14 protein-coding genes are annotated in these 18097 nt (G+C 64.6%); 5 read left to right on the plus strand and 9 right to left on the minus strand.

Annotated elements, in window-relative coordinates; genetic code table 11:
• Positions 1-4: 4 nt before the first annotated feature.
• From cphA to AC1DSF_RS26095, 4 genes are all read left to right on the plus strand, one after another.
• Complete coding sequence (gene cphA, locus AC1DSF_RS26080) at positions 5-2572, plus strand: cyanophycin synthetase (RefSeq protein ID WP_478183697.1); 2568 nt, start codon at positions 5-7, stop codon at positions 2570-2572.
• Between the two features lie 128 nt (positions 2573-2700).
• Entirely contained in the window at positions 2701-3078 is a 378-nt protein-coding gene (locus AC1DSF_RS26085; RefSeq protein ID WP_478125329.1) for a hypothetical protein, read from the plus strand.
• A gap of 112 nt (positions 3079-3190) precedes the next feature.
• Positions 3191-3442, plus strand: coding sequence for a hypothetical protein (locus AC1DSF_RS26090; protein WP_478125328.1), 252 nt, complete (start codon positions 3191-3193; stop codon positions 3440-3442).
• Positions 3443-3472: 30 nt separating this feature from the next.
• On the plus strand, positions 3473-4996 hold the full coding sequence (locus tag AC1DSF_RS26095) for a CYTH and CHAD domain-containing protein (protein WP_478125327.1): 1524 nt from the start codon (positions 3473-3475) through the stop codon (positions 4994-4996).
• A gap of 10 nt (positions 4997-5006) precedes the next feature.
• On the opposite strand, the gene AC1DSF_RS26100 is transcribed toward AC1DSF_RS26095, so the two are convergent.
• From AC1DSF_RS26100 to AC1DSF_RS26140, 9 genes are all read right to left on the minus strand, one after another.
• Positions 5007-6743, minus strand: a complete 1737-nt coding sequence (locus AC1DSF_RS26100) for an IlvD/Edd family dehydratase (RefSeq protein ID WP_478183698.1) — start codon at positions 6741-6743, stop codon at positions 5007-5009.
• A gap of 32 nt (positions 6744-6775) precedes the next feature.
• The gene (gene yjfF, locus AC1DSF_RS26105; protein ID WP_478145243.1) at positions 6776-7810 is read right to left on the minus strand and encodes a galactofuranose ABC transporter, permease protein YjfF; all 1035 of its coding nucleotides are present in this window, start codon (positions 7808-7810) and stop codon (positions 6776-6778) included.
• A complete protein-coding gene (locus tag AC1DSF_RS26110) occupies positions 7807-8868 on the minus strand; it encodes an ABC transporter permease (protein WP_478183705.1) in 1062 nt (353 codons plus the stop codon). Before AC1DSF_RS26110 ends, yjfF begins: the two co-directional genes overlap by 4 nt.
• Before the next feature lie 130 nt (positions 8869-8998).
• Positions 8999-10525, minus strand: a complete 1527-nt coding sequence (locus tag AC1DSF_RS26115; RefSeq protein WP_478183699.1) for a sugar ABC transporter ATP-binding protein — start codon at positions 10523-10525, stop codon at positions 8999-9001.
• The gene (gene mmsB / locus AC1DSF_RS26120; protein WP_478183700.1) at positions 10522-11745 is read right to left on the minus strand and encodes a multiple monosaccharide ABC transporter permease; all 1224 of its coding nucleotides are present in this window, start codon (positions 11743-11745) and stop codon (positions 10522-10524) included. Before mmsB ends, AC1DSF_RS26115 begins: the two co-directional genes overlap by 4 nt.
• Positions 11735-13258, minus strand: a complete 1524-nt coding sequence (gene mmsA, locus AC1DSF_RS26125; RefSeq protein WP_478183706.1) for a multiple monosaccharide ABC transporter ATP-binding protein — start codon at positions 13256-13258, stop codon at positions 11735-11737. Before mmsA ends, mmsB begins: the two co-directional genes overlap by 11 nt.
• A gap of 73 nt (positions 13259-13331) precedes the next feature.
• A complete protein-coding gene (chvE, locus tag AC1DSF_RS26130) occupies positions 13332-14405 on the minus strand; it encodes a multiple monosaccharide ABC transporter substrate-binding protein (protein WP_478125321.1) in 1074 nt (357 codons plus the stop codon).
• Positions 14406-14579: 174 nt separating this feature from the next.
• Positions 14580-15545 (minus strand): ABC transporter substrate-binding protein, encoded by a 966-nt coding sequence (locus AC1DSF_RS26135; RefSeq protein WP_478125320.1) that lies wholly within the window; start codon positions 15543-15545, stop codon positions 14580-14582.
• 51 nt (positions 15546-15596) lie between these two features.
• Positions 15597-17048 (minus strand): aldehyde dehydrogenase family protein, encoded by a 1452-nt coding sequence (locus AC1DSF_RS26140; protein WP_478125319.1) that lies wholly within the window; start codon positions 17046-17048, stop codon positions 15597-15599.
• An 88-nt stretch (positions 17049-17136) separates the two neighbouring features.
• Here AC1DSF_RS26140 and AC1DSF_RS26145 point away from each other — a divergent pair, with 88 nt between their 5' ends.
• The gene (locus AC1DSF_RS26145) at positions 17137-18096 is read left to right on the plus strand and encodes a LysR family transcriptional regulator (RefSeq protein WP_478125318.1); all 960 of its coding nucleotides are present in this window, start codon (positions 17137-17139) and stop codon (positions 18094-18096) included.
• Position 18097: the final 1 nt, after the last annotated feature.

Raw genomic sequence — 18097 nt, forward strand, 5'->3', positions numbered from 1 at the left:
AGTTATGGAAATCACACGCACCCGCGCACTGCGCGGCCCCAATCTCTGGAGCCGCCACACCTGCATCGAAGCGATCGTCAACTGCAAGGATGACGAAAACGCCATCGAGCGCCTCACCGGGTTCGAGCCGCGCCTGCGCGCGCTCTTTCCAACCATCGGCGAACTGCATCCGATCGTGCTCGGCCAGCCGCTCGCACTGGCGCACGTGCTGGAAAACGCCGCAGTCGCACTGCAAGCGCAGGCCGGCTGCGCGGTGAATTTCGGCCACACCTCGCGCACCATCGATGAAGGCGTCTACCAGGTCACCTTCCAGTACAGCGAAGAAGCCGTCGGCCGCCGCGCACTGGAGTTGGCCAAAGAGCTCATCGATGCCGCGCAAGGCAATGCCGCCTTCGACGCCACGGCCGCCATCACCGAACTGCGCGACCTCGACGAATCCGAGCGCCTCGGACCGAGCACCGGCTCCATCGTCGACGCGGCGGTGGCCCGGGGCATCCCGTACCGGCGCCTCACCAGCGGCAGCCTCGTGCAGTTCGGCTGGGGTTCCAAGCAGCGCCGCATCCAGGCCGCTGAAGTCGACAGCACGAGCGGTGTCGCCGAAGCCATCGCACAGGACAAGGAACTCACCAAGCAACTGCTCAACGCAGCAGGCGTCCCTGTTCCGCTCGGCCGTCCGGTGACCGACGCCGAAGACGGCTGGGCTGCGGCGCAGGAGATCGGGCTGCCGGTGGTCGTCAAACCGCAGGACGGTAATCAGGGCAAGGGCGTCACGGTCAACATCACGACGCGCGAGCAGCTCGGTGCGGCTTATGCATCGGCGGCAGTTCATGGCGAGGTGATGGTCGAGAAATTCCTGCCCGGCTTCGACTTCCGTTTGCTCGTGGTCGGCGATCGGCTCGTGGCCGCGGCCCGCCGTGATCCGCCGCAGGTGATCGGCGACGGCGCAAAGACTGTTCGCGAACTCGTCGATGCGGTCAACCAGGACCCGCGGCGCGGCGAAGGGCACGCGACATCGCTCACGAAGATCCGGCTGGACGACATTGCGATCGGCCGCCTCGAAGCACAGGGCTTGAAGCCCGACAGCGTGCCCACGCTGGGCCAGCGGGTCGTCCTGCGCAACAACGCCAATCTTTCGACCGGCGGCACCGCGACCGACGTGACCGACACGGTGCACCCCGAAGTCGCCGCGCGTGCGGTCGATGCGGCGCAGATGGTCGGCCTGCACATCTGCGGCGTCGACATGGTTTGCGAGAATGTCCTGCGTCCGCTCGAAGAACAGCACGGCGGCGTGGTCGAAGTCAATGCCGCGCCCGGGCTTCGCATGCACATCTCGCCCTCGTTCGGCCGCGGCCGCGCCGTGGGCGAAGCGGTGATGGACACGCTCTTCGCCCATGGCGACGACGGCCGCATCCCGGTGGTGGCCGTGACCGGCACCAATGGCAAGACGACGACCGCAAGGCTGATCAACCACCTGCTCGCCGCCAGCGGCCTGCGCACCGGCATGACCAACACCGACGGTGTCTACGTCGACGGGCGCCAGACCGACAGCGGCGATTGCAGCGGCCCGAAGAGCGCGCGCAACGTGCTGCTTCATCCGGATGTCGACGCGGCCGTCTTCGAGGTGGCGCGTGGCGGCATCCTGCGCGAAGGCCTCGGATTCGATCGCTGCCAGGTGGCGGTGGTGACCAACATCGGCAGCGGCGATCACCTCGGCCTCAACTACATCACGACCGTGGAAGACCTCGCCGTGCTCAAGCGCGTGATCGTGCGCAACGTGGCGCCCACGGGCTATGGCGTGCTCAACGCCGCGGACCCGAACGTCGCCGCGATGGCCGCGAGTTGCCCCGGCAGCGTGATCTTCTTTACCGCCGACCGGCAGCATCCGGTGATGGCCACGCACCGCGCGCAAGGCAAGCGCACGGTTTATGTGGACCAGGACGCCGTGATCGCGGCAGAGGGCTCGTGGCGCGAACGCATTCCGCTGCGCGACGTGCAGATCACGCGCAACGGCACCATCGGCTTCCAGGTCGACAACGTGATGGCGGCCATTGCCGCAGCCTGGGCCGTGGGCCTGGACTGGGATGCGATCCGCAGCGGGCTCGCCAGCTTCAAGAACGACGCCGCCGGTGTGCCGGGCCGCTTCAACGTGATGGACTATCGCGGCGCGACCGTCATTGCCGACTACGGCCACAACACCGACGCCATGCGCGCACTGGTCTCCGCCGTCGACACCATGCCGGCGAAGAAGCGCTCGGTCGTGATCAGCGGCGCGGGTGATCGCCGCGATTGCGACATTCGCGACCAGACCGCCATCCTTGGCGAAGCCTTCGACGACGTCATCCTCTATCAGGACGCGGCGCAGCGTGGGCGCGCCGACGGTGAAGTCATGGCGCTGCTCCGGCAGGGGCTCGAAGGCGCGCGGCGCACGCGGTTCATCGACGAGATCCGCGGCGAATTCGTCGCTATCGATTCAGCGTTGGAACGCCTGCAGCCGGGCGACCTCTCGCTGATCCTCGTGGACCAGGTCGAAGAAGCCCTCGCCCACCTCGCAAAGCGTATCGCCGAAGCTTGAGCCGGCGCCCGCCTTGAGAGCAGGTTGCCCGAGTGCTTGCCGGATTGGTCCGACACGAACGCGCGGCGAGGGGGGGTGGTTCGGGAACGGTTCGCCCCGCATACTCCAAGTTCCCATAAGGAGTACCCATGAAGAACGCCTTTCGAACGTGTCTCGCAGTCCTCGTGGCAACCGGTGGCCTTGCTGCTGGCTCGTCCGTCCTTGCCCAGTCGTCTTCCATGTCTTCGTCGCCCTCGTCACTCCCTTGCGATGGCGTGCACCAGAACAAACAGGCTTGCCTGCGCGAAAGGGGTGCAGCGGCCGAGACAGCGCGCAGAGGCGGCTTCCCGAAGGTCGATGACGCAACCCTGCGGCAGAACGCCCTGGCCCGCTGCAGCCGGCAGCCCCCTTCGGACCGCGCCGCCTGCGAGGCGCGGGTCACGGGCAGCGGTTCGACCACCATCACCGGCAGCGTGCTGGGTGGCGGCGTGATCCGGTCGACCGAAACACTCGTCCCGGCGCAATGAAGCGGCGGTCGTAGGACTCAAACCAAAGACCTACGCCGTCACTCGACTGTCACATTGGGCGCGACTGCGCTGGATATAGTCATGGGCTAGTTTTTAAGAGGAAAACTTCCCCATGAACGCCATCAAGGTCGCCCGTCGATTCATCGAGACCGACCCGACCAATGAGTCGGCAAAGATCCTGGCCCGTCTGGTACTGGCACTCGAATCGGAGCACAGCTTCGAACTCGTCACGCTGTATGAACTCGACTACAAGAGCTTTCAGATCGCGATGGACATCCTCAAGGAATGGCGGCTGGACCGCTATTACGCGAGCAAGTCCAAGCTGTTCGATCTGTCCCTCCAGGTCAGCGAGTTGCCGGGCTGACAGCGGCGTGCCGGCGGCAGCGAACGACCCGTGACCGAGTTCGAACTCAAGTTCCAGGTCGACACGCAGCACCGGGCGGCGGTCGAAGCGGCGGTGGCCCGCGGCCGCTCGCACGTCGAGCGGCTGCGCGCCCGCTATTTCGACACCGCCGATGGCGCCCTGGCTGCGCAGCGGCTGGTGCTGCGCCTCCGCAAGGAAGGCCAGGCGTGGCGCCAGACTGCCAAGGCCCCTACCGACAGCCTGCTGGAGCGCCATGAAGACAACGTGGATCTTCCTCCGGGCGGCGCACGCGACGTCCCTCTGCCCCGCATCGATCGGCATGACGGCACGCCCGTCGGCGACCTGATTCGCCAAGCCTGCCGCGAGGCCGGCCATGACCCGGCGACGGTCGAACTCGTTCCCCTGTACGGCACGGATGTCCGCCGCACGCTGCGCGAAATGCGGACCGGAGACGCGCTGGTCGAACTCGCCTTCGACAGCGGCGAAGTGCGTTCGGGCGAGCATGCGCACGCGCTGTGCGAACTCGAATTCGAGCTCAAGGGCGGCAGTCCAAGATCCATGCTCGAACTCGCCCAGCGCTGGCGCAACCGCTACGCGCTCTGGCTCGACACCGTGTCCAAATCCGAGCGCGGCCAGCGGCTGGCGCAAGGCAGGCCCTTCGGCGATGCGGTCAAGGCGCGCCCCCCTGAACTGCACAAGGATCAGGACGGGCCCGAAGTCTTCCGGACGGTGCTCAAGGCTTGCCTGGCGCAAATCCTCCCCAATGCGAGCGAAGTCGCCGCCGGCAGCACTGACGCCGAGCACGTGCATCAGTTGCGAGTCGGCATTCGCCGATTGCGCACTGCGCTGCGCGAAATGGCGGCACTGGCGCCTGCCATCAGCCCCGAATGGGACCCCGCGCTGACAGATGCCTTTCAGGCGCTCGGACGGCGCCGTGATCACGATCACCTTGTTCACATCGTGCAGCCGAAGCTCGAAGGCGTCGGTGCGCCGCCAGTCGATGGCTCAGTCAGCGCCGCCGATCTTCCCGATCCTTCCGAAGTGGTCCGGGCGGCGGCATTTCAGTCCGTGCTGATGGAACTGATTGCGGCATCGCTGCCGGTCGAACCCACGGACGAGGTCGAGAGCGAGCACCCCGCGCGCGACGAAACCGGCCCACCGCGCAAGGTGCTGCGCAAGCGGCTCTCCAAACTGCACCGGCAGGTGACGCGCGACGGCCGCCGCTTCGAAGAGCTGGAGCCTGCCGCCCAGCATCGTGTGCGCAAGCGGCTCAAGCGGCTGCGCTACCTGGGTGAGTTCGTGGCGCCGCTGTTCGGCGCGCGCCGCGCGAAGCGCTATCTCGAGCAGCTCGAGCCCGCACAAGACGCGCTGGGCGAACACAACGACAACGCCGTCGCCATTGCCGCCTACCGCGACAACGCCAGTCACGACGGGCAGGCGTGGTTCGCGGTCGGTTGGCTCAGCGCGCAACAGCCTGCCAGTGCCTCCGAGTGCCGCAAGGCGCTCGACAAGTTGGCCGATGCACGGCCATTCTGGAAGGCGTCGAAGCGCTGACGCTGCAACGTCAATGCGAGTGCCTGGGCACCGCGGCGCCGCGACAGCCCACCAGGAAATCGAAATCGCAGCCCTCGTCCGCTTGCAGCACGTGATCTACATAAAGCCGCTGATAGCCGCCGCCCTTGGCGACGACTGGCGTACGCGCGATGGTCGCGAGACGATCGGCCAGTTCGGCATCGCTGATGTCCAGGTGCAAGCGGCCCTGTTCGCAGTCGAGCTCGATCCAGTCGCCATCGCGCACGGCAGCCAGCGGGCCGCCGTCGGCCGCTTCAGGTGCGACGTGCAGCACCACCGTGCCGTACGCGGTGCCGCTCATGCGCGCATCCGAAATCCGCACCATGTCCTTGATGCCCGCGCGCAACAGCTTCGGCGGCAAGCCCATGTTGCCGACCTCGGCCATGCCCGGATAGCCCTTGGGACCGCAGTTCTTCATGACCAGCACCGAGCTCGCATCCACGTCGAGCGATTCGTCGGCGATGCGCGTCTTGTAGTGATCGAAGTCCTCGAACACCACCGCTCTGCCGCGATGCTTGAGCAGTTCGGGCGAAGCAGCGGAAGGCTTCAGCACCGCACCGCGCGGTGACAGGTTGCCGCGCAGGATGCAGATGCCGCCGTCTTCGATGAGCGGCTTGTCCAGCGGGCGGATCACCTCGTCGTTGTAGCTCGGCGCGTCGCGCACGTTGTCCCACAGCGACCGGCCATTGACCGTGAGCGCATCGGGATGCGGCAGCAAGCCGTTTTCACCGAGCCTGCGCAACACAGCCGGAAGACCGCCCGCGTAATAGAACTCTTCCATCAGGAAGCGCCCGGAGGGCATCAGATCCACGAGCGTGGGCGTGCCGCGGCCGATGCGCGTCCAGTCTTCGAGTTCGAGCGCAACACCGATGCGCCCGGCGATCGCTTTCAGGTGAATCACGGCATTGGTCGAACCGCCGATGGCGGCATTGGTGCGAATCGCGTTCTCGAAAGCTTCGCGCGTGAGTATCTTCGACAGCGTCAGCCCTTCGCGTGCCATTTCGACAGCCCGCATACCCGACATCTGCGCGAGCACATAGCGGCGCGCATCCACTGCCGGGATGGCAGCGTTGTGCGGCAGCGAGACGCCCAGCGACTCGGCCATGCAGGCCATCGTCGAAGCCGTGCCCATCGTGTTGCAGGTGCCTGCCGAACGCGACATGCCCGCTTCGGCCGAGAGAAACTGATGCACGTCGATTTCGCCAGCCTTCATCGCCTCGTGCAATTGCCACACGGCGGTTCCAGAGCCGATGTCGCGACCTTCGAGCTTGCCGTTGAGCATCGGCCCGCCGGTGACGACGATCGCGGGAATGTCGCAACTCGCTGCACCCATCAGCAGCGCCGGCGTGGTTTTGTCGCAGCCCGTGAGCAGCACGACGGCGTCGATCGGATTGCCGCGGATGGCTTCCTCGACGTCCATACTCGCGAGGTTGCGCGTCAGCATGGCGGTCGGGCGCAGATTGGACTCGCCATTGGAGAACACTGGGAACTCCACCGGAAATCCGCCCGCCTCCGAAATGCCACGCTTCACGTGGTCGGCGATCTTGCGGAAGTGCGCGTTGCAGGGCGTGAGCTCAGACCACGTATTGCAGATGCCGATGATCGGGCGACCGTCAAATTCGTGATCGGGGATGCCCTGGTTCTTCATCCAGCTTCGGTACATGAAGCCATTCTTGTCGGCCGACCCGAACCATTCGGTCGATCGCAGTTTCTTGGGTGTGTCGGACATGCGGGGATTTCGGTGATGACTGGCGGTGAGGACTAGGGGCGCTCTGCCGCACGCGCCGAGAACAGGCGCTGCAGCAGGCAGAAGACAAAGAGCAATACGCCGACCACGATGCGAGTCCACCAGGAACTCAGCGTGCCGTCGAAGGAAATGAGCGTCTGGATGACGCCCAGCATCAGCACGCCGAAGAGCGTGCCAATCACATAGCCGACACCGCCGGTGAGAAGCGTGCCGCCGATCACCACCGCCGCGATGGCATCCAGTTCGAGCCCGACCGCGTGCAGCCCATAGCCCGAGAGCATGTAGAACGTGAACACAACGCCGCCCAACGCAGAGCAGAAACCGGAGAACGTGTAGACGCCGATCACCGTCGAGCGAACGGGCAGGCCCATCAGCACCGCCGATTGTTCGTTGCCGCCAATCGCATACACCGTGCGGCCGAACGGCGTGTAGTGCGCGATGAAGACCGCGATCGCAACCATCGCGAGTGCAATCAACCCGCTGAGCGAGATCGACGCCGTGCCCCACACCGGCAGGCGCCACTGCGAGATTTCGGAGTAGACCTCGTTCGTGATGCTGATCGAATCGATGCTGATCAGATAGCAAAGCCCGCGTGCGAGAAACATTCCGGCCAGCGTCACGATAAAAGGCTGCAGCCGGAAGCGCTCGATCAGCACCCCCATGAAAGCGCCGAACAGCGTGCCCATGGCGAGCACCAGCGGAATGACCACTGCAGGGCTCCAGCCGTGCTTTTCGACCAGCGAAGCGGAGACCATCGTCGTCAATGCGATCACCGAGCCTACCGAAAGGTCGATGCCCCCTGACAAGATCACGAAGGTCATTCCCACCGCGACGATGCACAAGAACGCGTTGTCGATCAGCAGGTTCAGGAAAACCTGGGCCGAGAAGAAGCCGTTGTAGAAGATCGAACCCAGCGTCGCGACCAGCACGAACAGCGAGATGGTCGCGGCCAGCGGCAGGTACTTCGGGTTGAGTCCCCTGCGCGGACGCGAAGCCGGCGCAGGCACTCCAGGCGCGTGCGCGCTCGATTCAGGCACCACCGCGCTCATGCTTGACCCCTCACACGTGGTGGCCGCTGCACCAGCTGGCGAATGCTCGCGCGGAACTCAGCCGACTGCACCAGCATCACCACGAAAACCACCGCCGCCTTCACCACCAGGTTGATCTCAGGCGGAACGCCGAGCGAATAGATGCCGTAGGTCAGCGTCTGGATGATCAACGCGCCAATCACGCTGCCCACCAAACTGAAGCGCCCGCCCGTCAGTGCCGTGCCGCCAAGCGTCACAGCCAGGATCGCATCGAGCTCCAGCAACTGTCCCGCGTTGTTGCCATCCGCGCTCTTGACGTTCGAGCTAATCAGCAAGCCCGCCACGCCCGCGCAAAACGCGCAGAACATGTAGGCACCCACGATGATCCGGCGCGCCCGCACGCCCGCCACACGCGCCGCGTTCGGGTTGATGYCCACCGACTGAACGAAGAGCCCCAGCGCGCTCTGCGTGATCGCGAAGTACACCAGCGCGAACACCGCCGCCGCAACATAGACAGAAAACGGCAACCCGAACAGATAGCCGCTGCCGATAAAGAAAAACGGCGCGTAGTAGATCGTGATGATCTGCCCACCCGTGATCAGCTGCGCGATGCCGCGCCCCGCCACCATCAGGATCAGCGTGGCAATGATCGGCTGCATGCCAACCCGCGCGACCAGCAGCCCGTTCCACAGACCGCACACCAGGGCCGCCCCAAGCGCCGCCACGATCGCCAGCCACATCGGAAACCGGCTCACCTCCGCCGCCGCCCCGTTGTTGACCACCAGCGACCCGCCGATCATCCACGCCGCCAGCGCCGCCGCGATAGCCACCACCGCGCCCACCGAAATATCGATCCCCCGTGTCGCGATCACCAGCGTCATACCCAGCGCAACCAGCACCAGCGGCGCCGCCCGATTGAGAATGTCGATCAAGCTCCCATAAAGATGCCCGCCCCGCACCTCCAGATGCAAGAAGCTCGGATTGAAGACAGCATTGATCCCCAGCAATATCAGCAGCGTGACCAACGGCCAAGCCAACCGATGCCGAAACGCCCGCGAAACCATAGAAGCCGACCCCATATCACTCATATCAGATCCACCATCGATCCCTTCTCAGAAACACCGCGGAACCGGCTCCGCTGGGCCGCCGGTGTTGCCCCCGGTAGGGGGTTGGCGAAGCGACACGAAGTGCGCGAAGCCTGGGGGCGAGTCATGACTCAGCGATCAGGTCGTAGACGGCGTCCTCGGTCGCTCCGCCGGGCAGTTCGCCCACCTTGTGCCGCTCGCGCAGCACCACGATGCGATGCGCCACGCGCACCACTTCGTTCATTTCCGACGAAATGAACAACACCGCCATCCCGCCCCGCGCCAGGCGCAGGATCTCGTCCATGATTTCCTGCTTGGCCGCGACGTCGATTCCGCGCGTCGGCTCGTCGAGGATCAACAGGCGCGGCTCCGTTGCCAGCCAGCGCGCCAGCACCGCCTTCTGCTGATTGCCGCCCGAGAGCAAGCCGATCGGCGTCTCGATGCTGGCCGTCTTGATGCCCAGCGCCTTGACGAAGCGCTCCGCCAGCGCCGCCTGCTCGGCGCGCGACAGCGTGTTGCGCACACCGCGGCGAGCCTGCAAGGCGAGCGCGATGTTCTCGCGCAGCGACAAGTCGGCGATGATGCCGTCGGTCTTTCGTTCTTCGGGACACAACGCAAGGCCGTGCTTCACCGCATCCGCCGGACTCCCAAGATCGACCGCGACACCGTCGATCTTCAGTTTGCCTTGATCCGGCTTCGCGAGCCCGAACAGCAATCGCGCCAACTCGGTGCGCCCCGAGCCGAGCAGCCCGGCCAGCCCCACGATCTCACCGGGACGCACCTGCAGGTCCACTGGCTGCAACTGCCCGCGCTGGGCCAAGCCTTCCGTCGCCAGCACCGCGGCAGCACCAACGTCAATGGGAGGCAGGTCCGCATGACCGGTCGCCTGTGCTGCGAACTCGCGCCCGACCATCGCCGAGATCAGCGCCTGGGGCCCGAGCTCGCTGGGCTTCCATTCTCCGACCCAGCCGCCATTGCGCAGCACGGTGATCCGGTCCGACACCGCATAGACCTGGTTCAGGAAATGCGTGACGAACAAGATCGCCAGCCCCTCGCCCCGCAACCGGCGCAGCACAGTGAAGAGGCTCTTCACTTCCTCGTCGTCCAGGCTCGATGTGGGCTCGTCCAGAATCAACACCTTCGACGACAGGCCCAGCGCACGCGCGATCGCCACCATCTGCTGCACGGCCACCGAATAGCTCGACAACAGCCGGCTGACGTCGATATGCACGTCCAGCCGCGCCAGCAGCGCACGCGCCTCACGGTTCACGGCCGCCCAGTCGATGCGAAAGCCCTGCGCCAACCCGCGCCGTGGATAGCGCCCAGAGAAGATGTTCTCCGCGACCGACAGATTCGGGCAGAGATTGACCTCCTGGTACACGGTGCTGATGCCCATGCGCTGCGCATCGATCGGCGAAGAAGGCCTGATGGGCGTACCCGAGAGCGTCATCTCGCCGGCATCCGCCGCATAGACGCCGGTCAGCACCTTGATCAACGTGGACTTGCCCGCGCCGTTCTGTCCCAGAAGCGAATGGATTTCGCCGGCCCGCAGCCGCAGCGCAACCCCGCGCAAGGCCGGCACGCCGTTGAACTGCTTGTCGATGCCCGTGAGTTCCAGCACCGGCGCGTCGATGGAAGCGGGCGTGCTCATTTGTTCTTGTTGTAGACGTCGATGAACACCGCCGCCAGCAACACCAATCCCTTGATCACCTGCTGGTAGTCGATCCCGATGCCCAGGATCGACATGCCGTTGTTCATCACGCCCATGATGAAGGCCCCGATCACCGCGCCCATCACCTTGCCGACGCCGCCCGAAGCCGACGCGCCGCCGATGAAGCAGGCCGCGATCACGTCCAGCTCGAAGCCCAGCCCCGCCTTGGGCGTCGCCGTGTTGAGCCGCGCGGCGAACACAAGGCCCGCCAGCGCCGCCAGCACGCCCATGTTCACGAAAGTCAGAAAGGCCAGCCGCTGCGTCTTGATGCCGGACAACCTCGCCGCCTTCTCGTTGCCGCCCAGCGCATAAATGCGCCGGCCAATGGTCGTGCGGTTGGTGACGAAGTCGTAGGCGACGATCAGCACCGCCATCACGATCAGCACGTTGGGTAGCCCCTTGTAGGTCGCGAGCAGATAGCTCAGAAGCAGGATCGCCGCTGCAAAGAACAGGTTCTTGACGAGGAAGAAAGCGTAGGGCTCCTGCGCCATGCCATGCGCCGCGAGCTTCGTGCGGCCGCGCAACCTGAAGAACACCAGCGCCGCGGCGGCCAGCGCGCCGAGCACGAGTGAAGTGGTGCGCAAGCTTTCGCCGCCCATCACGTCAGGCACGAAGCCCGAACTCAGCTTCTGGAAAGCCTCGGGAAACGGCCCCACCGACTGCCCGGCGAGCAATGCCAGCGTGAGGCCCTTGAACACCAGCATGCCCGCCAGCGTGACGATGAACGAAGGAATCCGGAAGAAGGCTACGAACCAGCCCTGCGCCGCGCCGATCAACCCGCCGGCGATCAGGCACACGATGAAGGTCGGCACGAAATGCCAGTCGTATTCCACCATCAGCACCGCAGCCAGCGCGCCGACGAAGCCGCACACCGAGCCTACCGAGAGGTCGATGTGGCCCGCGACGATCACCAGCAGCATGCCCAGCGCCATGATCACGATGTAGCTGTTCTGCAGCAGCAGATTGGTGAGGTTCAGCGGCCGCATCAGCGTGCCGTCCGTCAGCACCTGGAACAGCGCCATGATCGCGACCAGCGAGATCAGCATGCCGTATTCGCGCAGGTTGTTCTTGATGAATCCTGCGTGTTCGGCGGCCGCCGTACTGGATGCCGGCGGCGTGATGGGTGTTGCCGGTTTCACGGCTTCTGCTTCAGGCTGCATTGATGCTGCTCCCGGAGGCCACGATCACTCGCATGATTCTTTCCTGCGAGGCCTCGGCGGCAGGAAATTCGGCGACGAAGCGCCCTTCGTTCATCACATAAATGCGGTCGCACATGCCGAGCAACTCCGGCAGTTCGGAAGAAATCATGAGAATGCCTTTGCCCTCGCTCGCGAGCTGGTCGATGATGGTGTAAATCTCGTACTTGGCGCCCACGTCGATACCGCGGGTCGGCTCGTCAAGAATCAGCAGCTCGGGCCTGGCGAAGAGCCATTTGCTCAACACCACCTTCTGCTGGTTGCCTCCGGACAGGTTGACCACGCGCTGGTCCACGCCGGCGCAGCGGATGTTCAGCGCGCGCCGGTACTCGTTCGCCACCTTGAACTCGCGCCCTTCGTCGATCACGCCGCCCTCTGAGATGGCGGCCAGGTTGGCCATGCTCACGTTCTTGCGGATGTCTTCCTCCAGCACCAGCCCCGCACTCTTGCGGTCCTCGGTGACATACGCGATGCCATGGTCGATCGCCTTTCGGATCGTGCTCACGTCGACTTCCTTGCCGTGCATGTGCACCGAACCGCTGATGCGCTGCCCGTAAGAGCGCCCGAACACGCTCATGGCGAATTCAGTGCGCCCGGCACCCATCAGCCCCGCGATGCCGACGATCTCGCCGCGCCGCACATGCAGGTTCACGCCCTTGATCTGCTCGCGGTCGGCATGCAATGCATGGTGAACGCGCCAGTCGCGCACCTCGAAGATGGTTTCGCCGATGTGCGGCGTCCGCTGCGGGTAGCGGTGCGCCATGTCGCGCCCGACCATGCCGCGAATGATGCGGTCTTCGCTGATCGGCGTGCTGCGGCAGTCCATGGTTTCGACCGTCGCGCCATCGCGCAACACGGTGATCGAATCGGCCACCTTCGCGATCTCGTTCAGCTTGTGCGAGATGAGAATCGACGCAATGCCCTGCGCCTTGAGCTCCAGCAGAAGGCGCAGCAAGGCATCGCTGTCGCTTTCGTTCAGGCTCGCGGTCGGCTCGTCCAGGATCAGCAGCTTGACCTCTTTCGAGAGCGCCTTCGCGATCTCGACCATCTGCTGCTTGCCCACGCCGAGATTGGTGATGAGCGCTGTCGGCAGCTCCTTGAGCCCGACCTTGGCCAGCAGCTCACGCGTGCGGGCGTAAGCCTCGAACCAGTCGATCACGCCGCCGTGCGCGGTCTCGTTGCCAAGAAAGATGTTCTCCGCAATCGACAGCAGCGGCACCAGCGCGAGTTCCTGGTGAATGATGATGATGCCGAGCTTCTCGCTGTCCGCGATGCTCCTGAAGCGGCGCACTTCGCCTTCGAAGTGGATCTCCCCTTCGTAGGAGTCGCAGGAATACACGCCGCTGAGCACCTTCATCAGCGTGGACTTGCCTGCGCCGTTCTCGCCGACCACCGCGTGGATCTCTCCCGCGCGTACTGCGAGGTTGACATTGTCCAGCGCGTTCACCCCCGGAAAGCTCTTGGTGATGCCGCGCATCTCCAGAATCACATCTTTCACCCTGTCTCCCTTCGAACCTGCGGGGCCACCGGCCCCGCATCGCACGTCCCGGCTACTTGATCTGGCTTTCCTTGTAGTAGCCCGAGTCAACCAATGCCTGCTTCCAGTTCGACCCGTCCACGCTCACAGGCTTGAGCAGATAAGACGGCACCACCTTGACCCCGTTGTTGTAGGTCTTGGTGTCGTTCACCTCCGGCTGCTTGCCGGCCATCATCGCGTCGACCATGTTGACGGTGACCTTCGCCAACTCGCGCGTGTCCTTGAAGACCGTGGAAGTCTGCTCTTTCTTGAGGATCGACTTGACGGAGGGGATTTCGGCGTCCTGACCGGTCACCACCGGCATCGGCTGCTGCGCAGAGCCATAGCCCACGCCCTTGAGCGAGGAGATGATGCCGATCGAAAGCCCGTCGTAAGGCGACAGCACCGCATCCACGCGGTCCTTGGTGTAGTAGGCCGACAGCAGGTTGTCCATGCGCGCCTGCGCCACGGCACCGTCCCAGCGCAGCGTCGAGACCTTGTCCATGCCCATCTGCTTGCTGCGCACCACCAGCTTGCCGCTGTCGATGTAGGGCTTGAGCACTGACATCGCGCCGTTGTAGAAGAAGAAAGCGTTGTTGTCGTCCGGCGAACCGCCGAAGAGCTCGATGTTGTACGGCCCCTTGCCTTCCTTGAGCTTCAGCGCGTTCTCGATGTACTGCGCCTGCAGCACGCCGACTTGGTAGTTGTCGAAGGTCGCGTAGTAGTCGACGTTCTTCGAGTTCTTGATGAGCCGGTCATACGCGATCACCTTCACGCCCTTGTCGGCCGCCTTCTGCAGCACGTCCGACAGCGTCGTGCCATCAATCGCCGCAATCACCAGCACCTTCGGCCCCTTGGTGACCATGTTCTCGATCTGCGCAAGCTGGTTCGGAATGTCGTCGTCGGCGTACTGCAGGTCCGTCTTGTACCCCTTCTCATTGAAGTACTTGACCATGTTCGACCCATCGGCAATCCACCGCGCCGACGATTTCGTAGGCATCGAAATCGCAACGAGCCCCTTGTCCTGCGCATGCACAAGCGGCACCACGCCACCCATCATCACAGCCGCAGCCCCAGCAAGCAGCGACTTAAGAAATACACGTTTCATGAGCGTCTCCAGTTTCAAAAAAATTCATCCCCAAAAATGACTGCAACCGCGGCCGCGAAGCGCGCCGCAATTCGTGGGCTGCCGCGGAACCGGCTTTGCCGGGCCGCAGGCAGCGCCCCCTGGAAGGGGGGAGGCGGCCACACGAAGTGGGCAAGCAACGGGGGTCAGTACTTGCTAGTACTTCCTATTCGGGAATTCGGACTTGGCAACCTCCATCGGGAAGATCCCTTCCTGCGTCAGGATGCGCTTGGGCAGCGGCTTGCCGGCCTTGATGTCCTTGACCGCACTCATCAGCTGCGGTCCAAGCAGCGGGCTGCATTCGACCGACACATTCAGTTTGCCGGCCATCATGGCCTCGAAGGCTCCCTTCACGCCGTCCACCGAGATGATGATGATGTCCTGCGCCGGCTTCATGCCCGCTTCCTCGATCGCCTGGATCGCGCCGATCGCCATGTCGTCGTTGTGCGCATACAGCACGTTGATCTTCTTGCCCTCGGCCTTCAGGAAGGCTTCCATCACTTCCTTGCCCTTGGCGCGGGTGAAGTCGCCCGTCTGCGAACGGATGATCTTGAACTTCGGATCGGCCTTGATGATTTCCTCGAAGCCCTTCTTGCGGTCGATCGCGGGTGCCGAGCCGACGGTGCCCTGCAGTTCGACGATGTTGACGGGGCCCGCRTTGCCCTTTTCCTTCTCGACCAGCCAGCGGCCTGCCTTGCGGCCTTCCTCGACGAAGTCAGAGCCCATGAAGGTCACGTAGAGCGAGGTGTCCTTGCTGTCGACAGAGCGGTCGGTCAGCACCACCGGAATGCCAGCGGCCTTGGCTTCGCGCAGCACCGGATCCCAGCCGGATTCGACCACCGGCGAGAAGGCGATCACGTCGACCTTCTGGGCGATATAGGAACGAATCGCCTTGATCTGGTTTTCCTGCTTCTGCTGTGCGTCGGAGAACTTGAGATCGATGCCGGCCTCCTTGGCGGCCGACTTGATCGACTCTGTGTTGGCCGTGCGCCATTCGCTTTCGGCGCCGACTTGGGCAAAGCCCAGGACGATCTTCTGCTGGGCCAGTGCCTTGATCGGCAGCAGCGACGAGAGCGACGCGGTAGCAAGGGCGATGTTGAGTGTGCGACGGTTCAGTTTCATGTTGTCTCCTGTTTGAACGTGGTGAAAGAAACCCTGGTTTTGTCGACCCACTCAGGCCAGCACGTAGCCGGTCTTGACGGTGGTGTAGAACTCTGCGGCATACCGGCCCTGCTCTCGCGGACCGTAGCTGGAAGCCTTTCGGCCACCGAAGGGTACGTGATAGTCCACCCCCGCGGTCGGCAAGTTGACCATGGTCATGCCCACTTTGGCATGTCGCTTGAAGTGCATTGCGCGCGAAAGCGATGTGGTGCAGATGCCGGCGCAAAGTCCAAAGGGCGTGTCGTTCGCAAGTGCGAGCGCATGCGCGTAGTCGTCGGCGCGCAGCACGCAGGCCACAGGCCCGAAGATCTCGTCGCGCGCCACGCGGTGACCGGGCCGCGCGAGGAACAACGCCGGGCTCATGTAGTGGCCCGCTGTCGCGCGCTTGAGCCTTTCCCCACCCCAGACATGCTCGGCGCCCTCTTCGGTCGCGCTGGCGACAGCTGCCAGATTCTTTTCGAGCTGTTCGGCGTCGACCACCGGCCCGATATCGGTGCCGCGCTCCAGTGCATGGCCGACCTTGAGCGCGGCAAGCCGATGGCGAAGCCGCACCACGAAAGCATCGTGGACCGCGGCCTCGACGATCAGCCGGCTCGACGCCGTGCATCGCTGCCCGGTAGAGAAGTAGGCGCCCTGCACAGCGCAATCGACCGCGCGGTCGAGGTCGGCGTCCGCCAGTACCACCAGCGGGTTCTTGCCGCCCATCTCCAGCTGAATCCTGGCGTGGCGCTGGGTCGCGGCCCGCAGGATGTGCTCGCCGGTCGCGACCGAGCCCGTGAAGCTGATCGCATCCACCAACGGGCTGTCGACGATCGTCTGCCCCACTTCGCGGCCGCTGCCCATCACGAGGTTGAAAGTGCCCGCGGGCAACGCCGCGCGGCTGATGATTTCAGCCAGCGCCCATCCGCACGCCGGCACCAGTTCAGCCGGCTTGAAGACGACGCTGTTGCCATAGGCCAGCGCCGGTGCGATCTTCCAGGCAGGAATGGCAAGCGGAAAGTTCCATGGCGCGATCAATCCGACCACGCCGACTGGCTCGCGCGTGACGTCGACCAGTACGTCCGGCTGCACGGACGCCATGGCCTCTCCGCCGCCCCTGAGAGCCTCGCCCGCAAAGAACTTGAAGATGTGGCCGGCACGCGCCGCTTCGCCCACGGCCTCGGGCAAGGTCTTGCCTTCTTCGCGCGCCAGCAGCATGCCGAGTTCGTCGCGCCGCGCGAGGATCTCGCTGCCGATCTGGTCGAGCACGTCGGCTCGGCGCTGCGGCGTGGTGAGGCTCCAGTGAGGAAACGCATCGGCGGCGGCGCGGATGGCGCGCTCCGTCTGGCTGCGGTCGGCACGCGCATACTCCGCGACCACCTCGCGGGTGTCGGAAGGGTTGCGGCTGGCGCCCGTGGTCACGCCAGTCTCCCAGCGCCCGTTGATGAGCTGCCGTGCATTCTGCTGGAGGTCGCTTCGCTTCAAAGTGGGGCGAGTGTAGGAATCGCACCAATATCTTTCCAATCAATATTTGGATCGAATCGATACCAGAAGAAGCATTCAGGTAAACCCCATGACCAACTACACGCACTGGTTCATCCGTGCGCGCCTCAAGACCCGCCAACTGCTGCTCATCGTGGCGCTGGCCGAAGAGGGCAATATCCATCGCGCCGCACAGGTGTTGAACATGACCCAGCCCGCGGCCTCGAAGCTGCTCAAGGACCTGGAGGACGTCCTGGAAGTGCCCCTGTTCGATCGCCTGCCGCGCGGCATGCGGCCGACCTGGTACGGGGAAACCATGATCCGCCACGCGCGCGTCGCGCTCGCGAGCCTGAACCAGGCGCACGACGAACTCACCGCATTGAAGGCCGGCGGTGCCGGGCAAGTGAACATCGGCGCCATCACGGCCCCCGGCCTCGTGCTGCTGCCGCCAGCTGTCGCCGCAGTCAAGCGCGAGCATCCCAACCTGCGCGTGTCGCTGGAGATAGAGACCAGCCCGGTGCTGCTGGAGCGGCTCGAACAGGGCAAGCTCGACCTGCTCGTCGCGCGCCTCTTCGCGGAACACGACAAGACCAACATACGCTATGAGGCGCTCACCGAAGAGCCGGTGTGCGCCCTGGTTCGGCCCGGCCATCCGCTGCTGGGCATGAGCGGATTGGGCTTGCGCGACCTGGTGTCGGCGGGTTGGATCGTGCCGCCGGCCGGGAGCGTGTTGCGGCATCGGTTCGAACTGATGTTCCAGGAGGAAGGACTCGCGCCGCCGCTGAACGTCATCGAAACAGCGGCGCTGCTCTTCATCACGCGCATGCTGCAGCAGAGCGACATGGTGGCCGTGCTGGCGACCGATGTGGCCCGGTACTACGCGGCGCATGGCATCGTTGCGCTGCTGCCCGTGGAAATGCCCTGCCACATGGATGCATTCGGCATCATTACCCGCACCGATCGTCTCTTGTCGCCGGCTGCGAAGGTGATGATGAAGGCGCTGAAGGCGGAAAGCTTTGCCGCCTACGGGCGTCGGCTCGAGGCTGATTGAA

This window comes from Variovorax sp. 01N429 (assembly GCF_056399425.1).